Below are 16,033 nucleotides of genomic sequence, written 5' to 3'. Positions count from 1 at the left end.
CTCTGACCGCCAGAGTCAATGCCGCTCTGTCAGTAACGTCCACGGGCTTACAGAGTGTATCTGGCAGGTTGAGCGCTTTCATTGGCTCACTACGGCGGGCGATCAGCAGAAGGGGATGTCCTTCCGCCGATAACAGTTGGGCGGTAGCAAGGCCGATACCTGAGCTGGCACCGGTGATAACAATCAGGGGTTTCTTTTCATATTGCATGCTGAACTCCACATAATTAAAAATGATAGCTAAAGCGACGGGTGGACTGTAATTCATCCATTTCAGGCTTTAAAATGGTTTTTTCTTCTCACAGGCATCATTAAATATTATGGATTATCGCCAGCTTCATGCTTTCATCGCTGTTTTCGAGGAGCGAAATATTACTGGCGCGGCCCGTCGGCTTTGCCTCACTCAGCCCGCCTTGTCAGCCACCATTAAAATGCTTGAAGACGATCTCGGGACACCGTTATTTCTGCGCCAGCCACGCGGTGTGGAAGTGACGCAGGATGCCAGGATCCTTTACCCACATGCCCGGCGTATGGTGGCTGAGCTGGATACACTAACCCGTAGCTTCAGACGGGAGAGGCACCGACAGCCCCTTAACATCGGTATCGAGCATGACATTGCGGACAGTCAGTTAAATGTTTTTCTGCAGCACATCCGCGATCCGGAATTCTGTTTGCTGGTCACGCTGGAGCCAGGCTGTACGGGGGATATTCGTTTTGGCTGTGAAGAACTGCGTTGCGAAGATGAGCTGTTCTTACCATTGCATACCGAGCCGTTTCTCCTGGCTCTCCCCGGCGACCACCCACTGACAGCGAAAACGACGGTGACCGAAGCGGATCTTCATGGTCTGTGCTGGGTAATGTGTCCTGAGCTGACATCACACCAGCGTCTGCTGCCGGTTTATGGTGCTACGGCAAACTCACCGGCAGCTAATGCCGGGACGTATTCTCTGGCACTCAGACTTGTCATACAGGGACTGGGGGTTGCTATTGTGCCGGAGTCACTGGCACGTGAACATTCGCAGGTCGTGACCAGAGCCCTGCCTGGACATCCACTCTCAAGACGAACGGGAGTCTGTTATGCGGTTCAGTCACTGTCATTTCCCGCCGTGGATCAATTCATCCAGCATTTGATGCGAATTCCATGTTGATCAAGACCGTGCAGGGGCGCAAACAGCATGGCACCCTGCACCGCAATCCTTTTCAGGTCCATGTTAATGCATGGACTTTTGGCTATCTGGCAGGTCAGATTTCAGACCCTGACCGTGTGGCGGGGCAGAGGGCTGGCGACAATGACCAGACGTCCCCTGATACCCGCCAAAACCACGATAATCTGTTGTCCGTATGTGAGATGATATACCGTAAGCAGTGGTTTTCGCTTACGGATTCAGCGTTTATCTGTAGCGCTCCCCGAGAAGAGTTCTGACAAGAACCGCAGCATGGTCACGGGCTTGCTGAATGATATCCTCTTTGTTGACAATTCGGTTGCAATGGACGCAAGTGATGCCGGTGGTGTCGTCCACATCGCTGATTTCTGTCCCGCTGTGTACGGTGAGATCGTGGTTGCAGCCAGGGCACTTAAAAGGAATGGGGCTCATCATTGATAACCTTTTTGGTAGAGGGGCTTAGTTGCCAGACCGTAGCAACGACAGGGTCAATGCCGCAAGGCTCGTCTGAGCCTGTCCCTGAGCAACGTCGATGTGTGGAGGTGGTCACATCGCAGACGAAAAAAACACGACATGGTTGAGCGAATGATACTGAGCCGAACCGGGATCGTTTCCTTATCGGTTTGCATCCGCGTTTTTAGAATACAAGCACCATCCTCCCTCCAGTCGCCCTTCCGGAATACAAGCACCATCCTCCCTCCAGTCGCCCTTCCGGAATACTCATCTGCGACGAATCACCCTCTCCGCGACGCTCTGCTCTACCGCCAGGAACAACCTGTAACGATCTTTTTTGCACGACATTGCCACCCGGTGTGAGGATCCCCGATGCGTGTACCATCAGGATCACCTGGACGAGAACATCATCATGACATCACATACTACTGAACGTCAGCCGGACGGCGGAACCCCTGACATGCAGAACGCCTCCGCCAGGGCAAAAACCGCCGCAGGACTGGAACGAGAAGGCAACTATGGTGAAGCTGCCCGATGGTGGCGGATGGCCGCAGATGTTGCCCGTAACCCACGCCAGCAGCACTGGCATGAATCCCGGGCCAGTCTGTGTGAACGCTACCATCAGGCTCCACTGGCACAGCCGTAAGCCACTGAATGACCTGAATATGTGAAGTCTGACGTTGATTTTCGGGGACACCCGTTGTGAACGTGCTCCCGATATGTATGTGACATATCGGGAGCGGAACGGCAGGGCTATCGCCCTGTATTCAGCTCAGTGATAAAAAATATCAAGGCAGAGGCTATCTGAATGAAATTAAAAGCGCTTTCCCTGCTGGTTCCGGCAATGCTGGCCGCAGGTGCTGCACACGCAGCTGAAATTTATAACAAGGACGGCAACAAGCTGGATCTGTACGGCAAGGTTGACGGCCTGCATTACTTCTCTGATGACAAGAGCCAGGACGGCGATCAGAGTTACGTGCGCCTGGGTTTCAAGGGTGAAACCCAGGTGAACGACCAACTGACCGGCTACGGCCAGTGGGAATACAACGTGCAGGCGAATAACACCGAAGGTGACAGTGATAACTCCCAGTCCTGGACCCGTCTGGGCTTTGCCGGCCTGAAGTTCGGTGACTGGGGCTCCTTCGACTACGGTCGTAACTACGGCGTGGTCTACGATGTGACCTCCTGGACCGACGTGCTGCCGGAGTTCGGCGGTGACACTTACGGTGCGGATAACTTCCTGCAGCAGCGTGCTAGTGGCGTGGCGACGTACCGCAACAACGATTTCTTCGGCCTGGTTGATGGCCTGAATCTGGCCCTGCAGTACCAGGGGCAGAACGGCGGCAGCGGTGAATCCAATAACTTCCGCGATGAACTGCGTCAGAACGGCGACGGCTTCGGTGGCTCCCTGACCTACGATATCGGTGAGGGATTCAGCGTTGGCACCGCCATTGCCAGCTCAAAGCGCACGGATGAGCAGAATCGTCTGGATTACGGGCATGGCGACAAGGCCACCACCTACACCGGCGGGCTGAAGTACGACGCCAACAATATCTACCTGGCGACGCAGTACACCCAGAGCTACAACGCCACTCGCTTTGCCGGTAATGGTGAAGATGATTCCGTCAGCGGTTTTGCCAACGTGGCCAAAAACTTCGAAGTGGTGGCCCAGTACCAGTTTGATTTCGGTCTGCGTCCGTCCATTGCGTACCTGCATTCCCGCGGTAAGGACATCGAGGGCTTCGGCGATCAGGATCTGCTGTCCTACATCGACCTCGGCACGACCTACTTCTTTAACAAGAACATGTCGACCTATGTCGATTATAAAATTAACCTGCTGGATGAGAATGATTTCACCCGCAGGGCGGGGATCTCCACGGACAACGTGGTGGCCACCGGTCTGGTTTACCAGTTCTGATTTACGGTTCCGTCATACAAACCGGCCGCTGTGGCCGGTTTTTTTGCCATCATAATAAGCGAAGGATGTTTCTGTGTTGCCGACTGCCGGGACGACCATGAGCGCCGTTTTCGGGCGCGGATAATTAACGGCGTCCGGGGGCGGGAGGCTCAGGGCCGCTGTCCGGGTTGACTTACCGGGGTACCCGTTGTGCTAATCGGAGCGTTATATGCCACTGCTTCATTTGTTATTTTCGGGTAAGTCACCCCTCATTTATATCGCGCGCGACACACGGATCGTTTTGTGTTGCGCTTTTTTTTGTCCGTTCCCGGCAGAGTCTGCCGGGAGCATCATCACGGAGTTTGTGCCGATGCGATACGTTATTTCCATGACGCTGACCACCCTCTCTCTGCTGCTGATGCCGGCTGCCCGGGCGGATATCATGTCGATACTGCCCTGCGGATCGTCAGATATTACGGTGCATACCGATGACCGCAGCGGCCTGTACGACGGAATGTCACAAAGCGGCACGAGTCTGGTGTTACGCAACACCGGCTCCCGGGCCTGTATGCTTCCGCCTCGACCGGTCCTGACCTTCAGCGATGCCGCGCATCACCCGATGGTCGTTGAGCGACGCCCCGTCCGGGGCATGAACCCCGGGCCGGTGCTGCTGCCGGTGACTGTACCGGCAGACCACGAGCTGCAGATACTGCTGAGCTGGGTGTCCAGCGATGCGTTTGACGGTGGCAACTGTATCCGGCCAGCGTTTGTTTCACTGGGGCTGACCGGGGGAATGCTGACGGTGCCCTTTGACCGCCAGATGTGCGCGGCGAAAGGGCAGACCGGCTATTACTCTCAGTCGCTGACCGGTACGCCGTAAGCGAACCGTTTCGGACGCCGTTTGTATCCGGCGCAGGTACCATAACTCTCTGTGGTCCGCCCGGAAAGAGGAGACTCACTGATGCTGCACATTTTACTGACGCTGGTGCTGGGCCTGACCTGCGTGGGATGTTTTGTAATGGCCTGGATTGTTTCCAGCGTTGAGCCGCTGGATAACCCGGCACGGGCTCAGGTGCGGCATCTGGTCGTGCTCAGGCAGGCCAGGGCACGTCGCCGTCTCTGGTTAGTGTTGGGATTTATCTGCCTGGCGGCTCTGCTGGCGTGGAACCGGATATGAAAATCGGCTGGCTGTTTCCCGTCGCCATTTTTGTGGTGACGGTGGCTCTGATGCTGTGGTTTGTCCTGGGCGGGTATGCGCAGCCAGGGCAGTGATCTGGATGCCGGATATCAATGTTAAGGAATGAGTAATGGATGAAGTGGATCAGGCGAGCCAGGCCGAACAGATGAGACTGGTGCAACTGCTTCATAGCAGAACCCGGGCGTCGCTGCCGCTGACCGGGCTGTGTCACAATTGCTGCGCTCCCCTGAAGGACGTGCATTTTTGTGATGCAGACTGTCGGGATGATTATGAAAAACGACTACAGCCCCATCTGCACCGCTGAAACAGGCGCTGTTGGCGATGAGCCGCGACGGTAGGGGATGCCGTCAGAGCACAGCGGATCCCGAAAATAACCGACCTGGTGATACGACGATATCTCAGAGCATCTCACCAGGGGGCACCGCAACATAAAAAAATGCCCACTACAGGAGCGGGCCAGGCGCTAAATAGTGCAAGAGCAATGGAGCATAATGACTGTTGTCTGTACTGACTGTCAGCGAGGGGGCGGAGATTGTCAAATTTTGATAATTGTCCTGCAGTGCTTCAGCAAGAGGGATGACCAGGCACTGCACTTAGCCACAGCACGATGTTTGCATCCCTTGCATCAATCTTAGTTCCCCACCTCACAGTTAACAAATAAATTACAGGTCATACCTGTTAGTTGAGTTTAACTTCAGTTAACAATGATAAACATTGGTTAAACAAAGAATAAAAATATTATTAATGGTGGAATAGCATTGTGAAAAGCAGGCTCTATCTGACGCAGCACGAAACGGAACAAATACTGCGGGCGACGGAAGGTGAAAAAAATGGACTTCGGGATCGGTGCATGATCATGATGTGTTTTTACCATGGGCTTCGGATCAGCGAGTTGCTTGGCCTGACCATCCGGGATATCGATTTAGCGGGCGGGACTATTTTTATCCGGCGACTGAAGAACGGATTCAGTACCGTGCACCCGCTCCAGCCTGACGAACGACGCTTGCTGGGGCAGTGGATGAGTCGCAGACCGCTGTCGGAGGAAGGATGGCTTTTCCCCAACGCGAAAGGGAACCATCTCACCCGGCAGTATATGTACAAGCAACTGCGGCATTACGGATTATTAGCCGAGCTGGCGGTGCGGGTTCATCCCCACATGCTGCGCCATGCCTGCGGTTACGAACTCGCCGAACAGGGGATGGATACACGATTAATCCAGGATTACCTCGGGCATCGTAATATCCGCCACACTGTGCACTACACGGCGGGAAATTCGGCCCGATTCGCACAGACATGGAAAAAGCAGCGCCTGGCGGTGGTGAGCGAGGAGAATGAGCAATACGGGATGATGAACGATACCGTAGTCTGTGTGATGAGAGTCATTATTGCTCAGGGCAGGTTTGCACTGAGCGTATTACACCGCTATATATCGGGAAGCCAGCCTTGTGCGTTGTTGATGCAATGATTTCCGGGAGCCTTTCGTCAGCTCCCACTCTGGTGGACTTACACTGTTTTAAATAAAACGATCCCGTTATCATTCCCAATATGAAAAAGAATCACACTGCATTACTTCCAGAAGAATCCCTCACCGATCTCGCCCATTTTTCATGGTGTGGGCTGGTGGGCTTGCGTCTGGCACAACAGGACGGCCAGGCGCTGTCACCGCTGACTATCCACACCTTTTTAGTACGCTGGCTTGCTGACGCGCAAAAACAGCGGCGTTTTCCCCGCTCAGTGGCACCGGATATCGACAGCCTGCTCCGACTCGGGCGTCAGAAAGGTCCTGCAGCCGGATTGCTAAAACGTCTTGAGTACCTCTATCAGTCCTGCACGGAGCCGGTAACGCAGCAGTCGGATTTATTCCGTCTGACCCACGCTATCGAATATCTCAGGGCGCAGGGCTGGGTTAACGCGGTAGTGACCGATGAAGAATGGCTTCCCGGAGCGCTATACGCCGAATACGCGGACGTATCCGCGCTGCTGGTAAGAAAATCCGAACTCCAGCGCCATTTTACCGAACAGGGCCAGCAGTCCGCGCAGGTGGAATTTATCGTGGCTGGCGACAGTCGCGTTGTGGGCGATGTGCTTGAGGCGAGGGAGCTGCGTTACACTATGGGTGAGCAACACGCTGGCTGGTGTTTGCTGTCGCTGCTGCCAGCAACTGATGCAAACGCTGCAGCAGTGCAGATGTATAGAGGGAAATGACCGTGGGGCGAATTGACGACCAGATCGAGAAATACCCGTTTTCATTCGCTGATGAGACTCCCCGCCTGATCCGACAGTGGGCGGATGTGCTGGAAGAATGCAGACACCTGAAAGCCGGAGCGGAAGAACGGCTGCGTGTTGCCCTGCTGAACGTCGATTACGTCACCAGCTTCGGGCTGCCTTTTCGGCTGCTGTTAACCCGCACGCCCCAGTTGATCGCCAACCTGCGCAACGAGCTACAGCTTAACCAGGAAGAGGCGATCTTCAACGGGAAGCGCTTTCGCTGCGTCTGGAGTCTGCAAACCGATCTCAGCGCAATACCGGACGAATTTCAGTACCGCATGGTCACCCGCATCCGGCGTCTGGATCCCACTGGCGTAGCGGCCTCACCATATCAGCAGATTGCGAAAGACATGAAAGCGCCGCGCGAACGGCTCAGGCTGGTGCTGGAAAACGGGTTAAAGGTGACCGCATTCGACGGACTGTTCTGGTTTTGAATTCAGCGGATCGCCGCCGATGTGTAACGGCTTCGCAAAACGGGGATGGTGATCGCGACATCAGAAGCAGAGGTTTCAAATAACCTCACCGGTACGACCTGCCGGATCCCGGTTTATACCCTTTCCACGGGTCATTGATTCCCACCTGATAAGAAACATGCAATCCGGCCACATCTCTGTGTGGGCAGGTCGATGACGTTAAAACCGTAGTGATGAAAGTGTTTATGTGATACACATCACAATTAACTACAACTTAACATTTTGTTGCAAAACCATAACGTGATGCCGTAAATGATAATGCGATTAATTACGGGATGTTATTGTCTGTATTTTAAGCACAGATACACAGTCTCTAATATCAACGGTATATTCATTAAGTCAACAAAGAAAAGGCGGCATTCATCATGAAATACCATAAAGTTACATTTTAATACAAAATGCCATCGGGTTATGTAGGAAGCATTAAATTAGCAGCCTCTTTGATTTTTTATTTCCAAACTTCTACTATTCGCGCGTTCTATGAACAATTAGGGCAATAGCCTTCCTGTCTGCGATGAAGGGATTACCCGGAGTGATTGGAAGGCCAGCAGGTAAAGTGCACTGACAAAGATAACCTCAGCCTCCAGTATCGGAGAGGGGCTGTCGGTATACTTTGTTGTTACGTTGTCCAGAGGCATAAATAGCATAGCATTCTGCCAGACGACTAAGTGCGTAAAATCATGGTTGAGTCAAAGTACATGAATAAAGGCTCACAAGGAAAATGAAGTGACGGAATAAGAATTATGACTAACACACCGAAGATTTGCATCGTTACAGGCGGTTCCAGTGGCATCGGGGAAGCCACAGCGCTCCTGGCACTGGAGCAGGGCTATCGTGTGTACAACCTTGATTTATTACCCCCACAATCAACTTCATCACAACGTGATGACACCTTTTTAAAATGTGATGTCACGAACCGCAGTGAGGTGGATGAGGTTGTGAATTTAATTTCCCTCCGTGAAGGTGGGATTGATGCTTTAGTGGTAAGTGCAGGGGTTCATTTATCTGCAAACATCGAACAAACCTCAGAAGAGGATTTTGACAGGGTGATGACTGTCAATACAAAAGGTACTTATTGCCTGTTAAAATCCGTTATTCCCTTGATGAAAGAAAAAAGAAAAGGGAGCATCGTGATTGTTTCTTCCGACCAGGCCTTTGTCGGGAAGAAGAATAGTTTTGTTTACAATTCATCGAAAGCGGCGATTGCCGCAATGGCAAGAACTATTGCCCTGGATTATGCACCTTTTGGCATTCGTTGCAATGCAATTTGTCCCGGCACAATAGACACCCCGCTCTATCAGAATGCTGTACAACGTTATGCTTCGAAAAATGGACTGAATATTGATGAAGTACATGAAGACGAAGCAAAAGAGCAGCCATTAGGCCGAATAGGTACACCTGAAGACGTTGCCCATTTTATTGGTTTTCTCATTGGTGATTCATCATCATTTATAACAGGAGCACTGCTTCCTGTTGACGGCGGTTATACAGCCAGATAAAGCATGACAAAAGGAGGTTCTGATATGACGCAGATTCATTGCGTAGCCAGATTCCAGGCTAAGAGTGGAAAAGTAGATGAGCTTGTCGAGAGTTTACGTAAGCTCATCCCTGACACGCTGTCGGAAGAGGGGTGTATTGGCTACGATCTGACACGAGAAATGCAATATTCAGGTTCTCATGGTGAAAAATGGGATGTCTGCTTAATTGAGAAATGGAAATCAAGAGCGGATTTTGACCTGCACTGCGCTAAACCATACATCACTGATTTTTTTGACCAGACGGCACAAATTTTGGTTGAAAAATCCGATGTTCGTCTTTACGGGACATCAGTTTAGGCATTTCAGGCGATTAAGGATATTTGCCACTAGCTCATCTTTTGTTACACCGGTAAACATTTCGCAGTCTTTGGCATATTTTATCGCAACCCAATATCCCTGATTCTCTAAGTAGGTCAGCTTAATATCCTGCCCTGCAACATTGATAACTTCGACTGATTTTGATTGATTGAATGTATTGTCAGACATGAATATAGAAGTATTCCTTTCAAATCCATTGATTATGATTGATTGTGGCATCATCCTGGTAAAGGACGTAGAGCACCGTTTTATCGCCACCAATGTTGTTTTTTCCCGGCTTGCCGGAAAAAAGACAGAGTCAATTATTGGATTAAATGATTTCGATATGCCCTGGGCTGACAGTGCAGGTATCTATGTCAATCATGAGAAAGACATTCTGAGAGGGGACAATTATTCTGTCGTTGAGCCTCTGAATGGAACCACACCTGTAAATCTGATAACGACCAAAAAAGTTATCTATGATGCTGCGGGTAAACCTGCCGGAACCATTGCCACTGCAGTTGAAATCCCGCAAAACATAAACTTCTTCAATCTTGCTGGCAAATCAGAAAGTATTAAAGTTTGTAACTATGGTGAAAAATATAACTTAACCGCCATGGAATCAAAAATTATGTACTTTCTTCTCAAAGGTCTAAAACGAGCGGCTATCTCAGAAAGTGCAGGTGTTTCTTTAAAGTCTGTGGATTTTCATTTGATGAATCTCAAAAAGAAATTCAGGGCGGAGAGTACGAAAGAACTTGTGAGTCTTGCTTATCAAAAAGGCTATCAGGACATACTCCCATTCACACTTAAATTCTGAAACCTAGAATTTTTCTAGTATGTTTAAACCTGAAAATAGAGTTCAATACTCAGATATCAGGACTGAAACTCAGCACATATTTACAATGCCAGAATCACAACCAACGGGTGGGCAGGCTTGTCAATATAAAATAACAATCTGAAGTCTCAGGTGTGGCTTAATTCTTAACTGAAGAGTACGAAGTGAAAGAAATATGAGTGGCAGACGGTGCGATGAGTGTGAAATCCCGGGTGGATTTCATTTCCATTTTCCAAATTTAACTTTTTTCGGGTTTTGACAGAAGCCGGGCAAATAAATAACACACAAGCGAAGGACAGATCATGAGCTATCAGTCGGAAATACCTAAAGCGCGAATTAATCTCAAGCTTGACCTGCATGTTGGCGATGCGCAGCGTCAGTCTGAGCTCCCCCTGAAAATGGTGGTCGCCGGAGACTTCAGCAATGGCCGGGAAACGGCACCGCTGTCAGAAAGGAATAAGATCAATATCAATAAGCTGAATATCCAGCAGGTGGTCGCAGAGTTTGCGCCTTCGGTCAGCTTCGATGTGAAGCATATACATGACGGCGAAGAAACGGAAGAGAAGATTAATCTGACGTTCCGCCAGATGAAGGATTTTACCCCGGAGCACGTAGCCCGTCAGGTGCCACGCCTGCAGGCGATGCTAATGATGCGCAATCTGCTGAAAGACCTCCGGGCCAATCTGTTAGATGACGCAGGCTTCCGCCGCGAGCTGCTGGAAATCCTGCGTAAACCCGACCTGAGCGACGAGCTTCGCGCTGAAATTGCCGCCCTGGCACCACAGGACATCTGATCCCCCTATTTGCACGAGATAAAAACCATGTCAGCAGAACAGAATACCGCCGCCGCGACGGCTGAAGTCCTGGAGCAGGAACAGTCTGCCGGGGTCTACGCGTCATTACTCAAAAAAATTAATCTCGCCCCCGTTGACCGGCTCAGCGATATCAGCGCCTGGCGCGATGAAGCCGATATGGCGGAAGCCGGTGCCAGCCAGCGCGTGACCGCTGCCCTGGGCATCTTTCTGGAGCAGCTGCGCCAGTCCGGTACGCAAAAAGTCGATAAGCTGGATAAAGCCCTGCTGGATCAGATGATTGGCGAGCTGGATCGCCAGCTCAGCCAGGATCTGGATAAAATCCTGCACCATCCTGAGTTTCAGAAGGTGGAAAGCCTCTGGCGCGGCGTGGCGCACCTGATTAGTCGGGCGGATTTCAGAAAAAATATTCGCGTAGAGCTTCTTGATTTGTCTAAGGACGATTTGCGGGAAGATTTTGAGGATGCGCCGGAAATCATTCAGAGTGGATTATACCAGCACACATATGTTAATGAGTACGATACTCCGGGCGGTGAGCCTGTTGCAGCATTAATCTCTGCCTACGAGTTTGATGCCTCGTCACAGGATATTGCCCTGCTGCGTAACATCTCTAAAGTCGCCGCCGCTGCCCATATGCCGTTCATTGGCTCGGTTGGCCCGGCGTTCTTCCTGAAAAACACGATTGAAGAGGTGGCGGCCATTAAGGACGTGACCAACTACTTCGACCGCGCGGAGTATATCAAATGGAAGTCGTTCAGGGAAAGCGACGATTCTCGCTACATAGGCCTGACGATGCCGCGCGTGCTGGGCCGCCTGCCGTATGGCCCGGATACCGTCCCGGTACGCAGCTTCAACTACGTGGAAGAAGTCAAAGGCCCGGATCACGACAAGTACCTGTGGACCAGTGCTTCCTTCGCGTTTGCCGCCAACATGACACGCAGTTTCGCCAGCAACGGCTGGTGTGTGCAGATCCGTGGCCCGCAGGCCGGTGGTGCCGTGGAAGACCTGCCTGTCCACCTGTTCGACCTTGGTACCGGCAGCCAGGTCAAGATCCCGTCCGAAATCATGATCTCCGAAACCCGCGAGTTTGATTTTTCGAATCTCGGATTAATACCGCTAAGTTACTATAAAGGACGGGATTACAGCTGTTTCTTCTCTGCCAACTCCACGCAGAAACCGGCGCTGTATGACACCCCGGACGCCACGGCCAACAGTCGTATCAACGCCCGTCTGCCGTACATCTTCCTGATGTCGCGTATTGCCCATTACCTGAAGGTTATTCAGCGCGAGAATATCGGTACCACCAAGGATCGTCGCGTACTGGAGCAGGAGCTGAACCGCTGGCTGAGCGGCCTGGTGACCGAGATGACCGATCCGGGCGATGCCCTGCAGGCGTCTCATCCGCTGCGCGAAGGCAAAGTGGTGGTGGAAGATATTGATGATAACCCGGGCTTCTTCCGCGTGAAACTCTTTGCGGTCCCGCATTTCCAGGTGGAGGGGATGGACGTCAATCTTTCCCTGGTCAGCAAGATGCCGAAAGCCAAAGCATAACGGGATGGTGTCATGAAGATTTTTCGTCCGTTATGGGAAGACGGGGCGTTTCTGACCCCGCAGCAGTTTCAGCAGCAGGCCCTGTGGGATGCCCATATGGCGCAGACGGTGGCCCGCATGGCGCTGGCAAATCCGTGGGGCGTGGTCACGGCAGAGTTTGATGACGGCGCCCTGGCCCTCTCCCGTCTGAATGCCACCCGTCTGGTGGTGCGTTTCCAGGACGGGACGCTGATCGACACCGATCTCTGCGACAACCTGCCGCCCGTGTGCGATCTCCAGGGGATCACCGCCGACTCGGTCGGGGTGGTGCTGGCCCTGCCGCTGCTGAGCGCCAACGGCGGTAATCTGGATGACGGCAGGGACAGCGAGCGTCCCCGCCGCTGGAAGCAGGAGCGGGTGAGCGTGCAGGAGCTGGCGGGTCACGAGCAGACCGATATCCCGGTGCTGCGCCATGCCCTGACGTTACGCCTTGCCCATCAGGAAAACACCCCTTGGCTGACCTGTCCGGTGGCCCGGCTGGTGCGTAATGCTCAGGGGCAATGGGTTCGTGATACCGCGTTTATTCCCCCTATGCTGGCGCTGTCCGGCAGCCCGTCGCTGCTGGCACGACTCCGGGATCTGCTGCATCGTCTGCAGGCCCGTCGTCTGCGTCTGATGGACATGCGCCGGGAGGCCAATGAACGGCTGGCCGATTTTGCCGTGGCGGACGTCTCGCTGTTCTGGCTGCTCAATGCCCTGAACAGCGCCGCACCGGTGCTGAGCGATCTGCTGGAGAGTCCGGCTCTCCATCCTGAACTGGTGTTCAGGGAGCTGGTCCGCCTGACCGGCAGCCTGATGACCTTTTCGCTGGAGCACGATCTCAGGGCTATCCCGGCGTACCGTCACGAGACGCCGGAGCAGGTGTTTGGTCCGCTGCTCTCGTTACTCGATCAACTGCTTGAAGCCAGCCTGCCTTCCCGCGTCGTGCCGGTTGTGCTGAAACAGGACGGTGTGATGTGGAAAGGGGATCTGCACGATGCCCGCCTGCGTGAAGGGGCGGATTTCTGGCTGTCGGTACGCTCATCCATGCCCACCCACGAGCTGCAGATACGTTTTCCGCAGCTGTGCAAGGCGGGCAGCTTCGATGACGTCTCGGAGGTGGTGAACGTGGCGATGAGCGGCATGACGATTACGCCGGTCAGCCATGTCCCTGCGGCAATCCCGGTGCGTCTGGATAATCTGTACTTCGCGCTGGAGCTGAATTCTGATGCCGGTCGTGCCATGCTGGCGGCGGGTAACTGCTCGTTCTATACCCCGGCTGCGCTGGGTGATGTACAGCTGGAGCTGTTTGCGGTGCTGCGGACATGAGCCAGGCAACGGTGGCAAAAGCCGAACAGATATTATACCCGGGCTGGCTGATGGTCAGCCAGATACGTAACGAACATATCGCGCCGGAGGGGGATGCGCTGTATCGTCGCGCCTGCCAGCTGGTGCCACAGATGCGCCGCCAGTTTGACGAGGCGGGATTCAGCGAGTCCTCCCGTGAACAGATGCTCTTTGCCCTGTGCGCCCTGCTGGATGAGAGCGTGCTCCGTCGCGGGAACAGTGGTGACGCTTACCAGTGCTGGCACGCCAACCCGCTGCAGGTCCATTTATTTTCCCGCCATGATGCCGGTAAGGCTATATGGGAAGACATCCGCACCCGGCTGAAATCCCCGACACCGGATATGGCGGTCATGAGCTGCCTGTACCGTACCCTGCAACTGGGCTTTGTCGGTCAGTACCGTGAGCAGGACCATGAGCGTCGTGAGGACGTGGTGCGTGCGCTGGCAGAACGGGTGCCTCCGTTTACCCTGAGCCAGGAAAGCCCGGTGGTGGTGCGACCCTCCGTGCTGCGCGGCGGGCGGTGGTGGTACTGGCTGTCATGGGGCGCAGGAATAGTGGCGCTGGCCGCGATGTGGTTTGTGTTCTCCGCGCTCCTGGATAGTCAGGTGGCACAACTCCTCGGGCCGGGGTAATGCCTATGCGTTATCTGTCCCGGCATACGCTGACGCTGCTTATCCTTATCCTGTCCCTGTGGCTGGTCAACGGCTTTTTGCCGGTATCTCTCATCACGCAGCTGTTACTCAGTCTGTCTGTGCTGCTCGCGGCAGGCGGGTGGCTGTGGCATCGCTGGCCGCCGCGTTCGTCAACGGGCGGGGCTGACGACCGGCTGGCGGAAGATGTCCTGCCGCCGGACACCTTTACCGGCGCGGTCGTTCTGGTTGCCGGGGACACCGCCTCCCTGTTTGCCGCAGAACAATACTGTCGTGAAACGGCTCAGGGCTGGTATCTGCGTGCGGATAACCCCGAACAACTCCCCCGTCTCGCAGAGCAGCTTGCTGACGCACGCCCGTCGCTGTTGCCCCGTGTCGCGCTGCTGCTGGCGATCACCCCGGAGCAGCATAACCGGGAAGACACCTTCCAGCAGACGCTGCGCAGCTGGCAGCGAGCCATGGCGCAGTGCCATGAGTGGCTGCCCGGTCAACCTGCCCTGCTGAGCGCGGTCTGGCTCTCACCCCCTGATGATTCCGTATCAGCACCCCCCCGCTGGTTTAGCGTCACGCCCGGTCATACCGCGCCACGGGTGCATCTTCCAGGTGAAGGCATCCTGACGCTGGCGGACTGGCAGCGTGAAGCGGCACCGGAGAGTCGTTTCTCACGTCTCAGCCAGAGCCTCTGGCTGGATACCCTGCAGGCGTGGTATCAGCGCGTGGTGGTTCCGCCATTACAGGGCGGTCAGAACCCCCTTCGTCCCGCTGCGCTGGGGTACTGCCTGACGCCAGTCTGCGGAGAGCACGACAATCTCTGGCAACAGCAGACAGCGGCGCTGACCGCAATGGTACCGGCTGTCACACCCGAAACGTCGTTATTGCCGCTCCCGGATATGCTGCTCAGCACGCTCTCCCGTCACCGTGGCGTCAGTCGCCGGATGCAGAACTGGCGCATCGCCGGGCTGATAAGCTGCGCATTCCTGATGCTGGCAATGACGTGTTCTTTTGCCAGTAACCAGCGGCTTATCCGTACCGTCAGCGACCATCTGAACCTGTACGCCCGCCTGGGTGAACAGCCTGCGGGTCCGCGCCTCCAGGCGCAGGCCACCCTGCGCGGCGACCTGCAGCATCTGGATGACATGCAGCGCCGGGGCGTCCCGCAGCGCTACGGGCTGGGGCTGTATCAGGGCATGCGCCTGATGGCCCCGGTGAACGCGGCGGTCAACGGCTGGACGCCAGCAGCCCCTTCGGTGAAACAGCCCGCCGTCAGCGCGGTGCCACAGACTGTCCGGCTCGACAGCCTGTCGCTGTTTGCGCCGGGCGAGGCTTCCCTGAAGTCCGGCTCCACGAAGGTGCTGGTGAATGCGCTGGTGGGCATTAAGGCGAAGCCCGGCTGGCTGATTGTGGTCAGCGGGCACACCGACAACACCGGCAGTCAGCGGCTTAACCAGACGCTGTCCCTGAAACGCGCGGAAGCCGTACGCGACTGGATGCGCGACACCGGCGGCGTGCCGGAAAGCTGTTTTGCGGTGCAGG

Annotated in this window: 19 protein-coding genes and 2 pseudogenes; 18 read left to right on the top strand and 3 right to left on the bottom strand. The window is 54.4% G+C overall.

What is annotated here, in order from left to right; genetic code table 11:
* The coding region (locus AAIR21_RS26595) for an SDR family NAD(P)-dependent oxidoreductase (protein WP_434682675.1) at positions 1–208 on the bottom strand (208 nt) is incomplete at its 3' end.
* A gap of 109 nt (positions 209–317) precedes the next feature.
* On the opposite strand from AAIR21_RS26595, the gene AAIR21_RS26590 reads away from it, so the two are divergent.
* Complete coding sequence (locus tag AAIR21_RS26590) at positions 318–1,145, top strand: LysR family transcriptional regulator (protein WP_434682674.1); 828 nt, start codon at positions 318–320, stop codon at positions 1,143–1,145.
* 243 nt (positions 1,146–1,388) lie between these two features.
* Here AAIR21_RS26590 and AAIR21_RS26585 read toward each other — a convergent pair whose 3' ends face one another.
* Positions 1,389–1,592: an ECs_2282 family putative zinc-binding protein gene (locus tag AAIR21_RS26585; RefSeq protein ID WP_434682677.1), complete on the bottom strand. Its 204-nt coding sequence runs from the start codon at positions 1,590–1,592 to the stop codon at positions 1,389–1,391.
* A gap of 433 nt (positions 1,593–2,025) precedes the next feature.
* On the opposite strand from AAIR21_RS26585, the gene AAIR21_RS26580 reads away from it, so the two are divergent.
* The 11 genes and pseudogenes from AAIR21_RS26580 (at position 2,026) to AAIR21_RS26530 (ending at position 9,284) form a co-directional block, all read left to right on the top strand.
* Positions 2,026–2,259 (top strand): ANR family transcriptional regulator, encoded by a 234-nt coding sequence (locus tag AAIR21_RS26580; protein ID WP_434682673.1) that lies wholly within the window; start codon positions 2,026–2,028, stop codon positions 2,257–2,259.
* 162 nt (positions 2,260–2,421) lie between these two features.
* Entirely contained in the window at positions 2,422–3,531 is a 1,110-nt protein-coding gene (ompC, locus tag AAIR21_RS26575) for a porin OmpC (protein WP_434682672.1), read from the top strand.
* A 349-nt stretch (positions 3,532–3,880) separates the two neighbouring features.
* Complete coding sequence (locus AAIR21_RS26570) at positions 3,881–4,390, top strand: DUF4232 domain-containing protein (RefSeq protein ID WP_434682671.1); 510 nt, start codon at positions 3,881–3,883, stop codon at positions 4,388–4,390.
* 81 nt (positions 4,391–4,471) lie between these two features.
* Positions 4,472–4,687 carry a hypothetical protein gene (locus AAIR21_RS26565; protein WP_434682670.1) on the top strand — a complete coding sequence of 72 codons (216 nt, stop codon included), beginning with the start codon at positions 4,472–4,474 and terminating at the stop codon, positions 4,685–4,687.
* Positions 4,684–4,782, top strand: a complete 99-nt coding sequence (locus AAIR21_RS26560) for a YoaK family small membrane protein (protein WP_434682669.1) — start codon at positions 4,684–4,686, stop codon at positions 4,780–4,782. Before AAIR21_RS26565 ends, AAIR21_RS26560 begins: the two co-directional genes overlap by 4 nt.
* Before the next feature lie 35 nt (positions 4,783–4,817).
* The gene (locus tag AAIR21_RS26555; RefSeq protein ID WP_434682667.1) at positions 4,818–5,012 is read left to right on the top strand and encodes a hypothetical protein; all 195 of its coding nucleotides are present in this window, start codon (positions 4,818–4,820) and stop codon (positions 5,010–5,012) included.
* Positions 5,013–5,468: 456 nt separating this feature from the next.
* Positions 5,469–6,017 (top strand): annotated as a pseudogene (locus AAIR21_RS26550) (tyrosine-type recombinase/integrase); the annotation flags it as partial.
* A gap of 236 nt (positions 6,018–6,253) precedes the next feature.
* Positions 6,254–6,913 (top strand): DUF2913 family protein, encoded by a 660-nt coding sequence (locus AAIR21_RS26545; RefSeq protein ID WP_434682666.1) that lies wholly within the window; start codon positions 6,254–6,256, stop codon positions 6,911–6,913.
* Positions 6,910–7,548, top strand: a pseudogene (locus AAIR21_RS26540) (DNA-binding protein). Before AAIR21_RS26545 ends, AAIR21_RS26540 begins: the two are co-directional and overlap by 4 nt.
* 644 nt (positions 7,549–8,192) lie before the next feature.
* On the top strand, positions 8,193–8,948 hold the full coding sequence (locus tag AAIR21_RS26535; protein WP_434682665.1) for an SDR family NAD(P)-dependent oxidoreductase: 756 nt from the start codon (positions 8,193–8,195) through the stop codon (positions 8,946–8,948).
* Between the two features lie 24 nt (positions 8,949–8,972).
* Positions 8,973–9,284, top strand: coding sequence for a putative quinol monooxygenase (locus AAIR21_RS26530; protein ID WP_434682663.1), 312 nt, complete (start codon positions 8,973–8,975; stop codon positions 9,282–9,284).
* On the opposite strand, the gene AAIR21_RS26525 is transcribed toward AAIR21_RS26530, so the two are convergent.
* The gene (locus AAIR21_RS26525) at positions 9,276–9,473 is read right to left on the bottom strand and encodes a hypothetical protein (RefSeq protein ID WP_434682661.1); all 198 of its coding nucleotides are present in this window, start codon (positions 9,471–9,473) and stop codon (positions 9,276–9,278) included. The two genes, AAIR21_RS26530 and AAIR21_RS26525, sit on opposite strands and share 9 nt — an antisense overlap.
* On the opposite strand from AAIR21_RS26525, the gene AAIR21_RS26520 reads away from it, so the two are divergent.
* From AAIR21_RS26520 to AAIR21_RS26495, 6 genes are all read left to right on the top strand, one after another.
* Complete coding sequence (locus AAIR21_RS26520) at positions 9,472–10,104, top strand: LuxR C-terminal-related transcriptional regulator (protein ID WP_434682660.1); 633 nt, start codon at positions 9,472–9,474, stop codon at positions 10,102–10,104. The two genes, AAIR21_RS26525 and AAIR21_RS26520, sit on opposite strands and share 2 nt — an antisense overlap.
* A gap of 320 nt (positions 10,105–10,424) precedes the next feature.
* Positions 10,425–10,916: a type VI secretion system contractile sheath small subunit gene (gene tssB, locus AAIR21_RS26515; RefSeq protein WP_434682659.1), complete on the top strand. Its 492-nt coding sequence runs from the start codon at positions 10,425–10,427 to the stop codon at positions 10,914–10,916.
* Positions 10,917–10,943: 27 nt separating this feature from the next.
* Positions 10,944–12,485, top strand: a complete 1,542-nt coding sequence (tssC, locus tag AAIR21_RS26510) for a type VI secretion system contractile sheath large subunit (RefSeq protein WP_434682658.1) — start codon at positions 10,944–10,946, stop codon at positions 12,483–12,485.
* A gap of 12 nt (positions 12,486–12,497) precedes the next feature.
* Entirely contained in the window at positions 12,498–13,832 is a 1,335-nt protein-coding gene (tssK, locus tag AAIR21_RS26505; RefSeq protein ID WP_434682656.1) for a type VI secretion system baseplate subunit TssK, read from the top strand.
* On the top strand, positions 13,829–14,482 hold the full coding sequence (gene tssL, locus AAIR21_RS26500; protein ID WP_434682655.1) for a type VI secretion system protein TssL, short form: 654 nt from the start codon (positions 13,829–13,831) through the stop codon (positions 14,480–14,482). Before tssK ends, tssL begins: the two co-directional genes overlap by 4 nt.
* Before the next feature lie 5 nt (positions 14,483–14,487).
* The coding region (locus AAIR21_RS26495) for an OmpA family protein (RefSeq protein WP_434682654.1) at positions 14,488–16,033 on the top strand (1,546 nt) is incomplete at its 3' end.

The sequence above is a fragment of the Enterobacter sp. PTB genome (assembly GCF_051130085.1).
In the GTDB taxonomy this organism is placed as follows: Bacteria; Pseudomonadota; Gammaproteobacteria; order Enterobacterales; family Enterobacteriaceae; genus Enterobacter; species Enterobacter ludwigii.
Note: the sequence above shows the minus strand (reverse complement) of the source record. Positions and strands in the feature narration are given on the sequence as shown.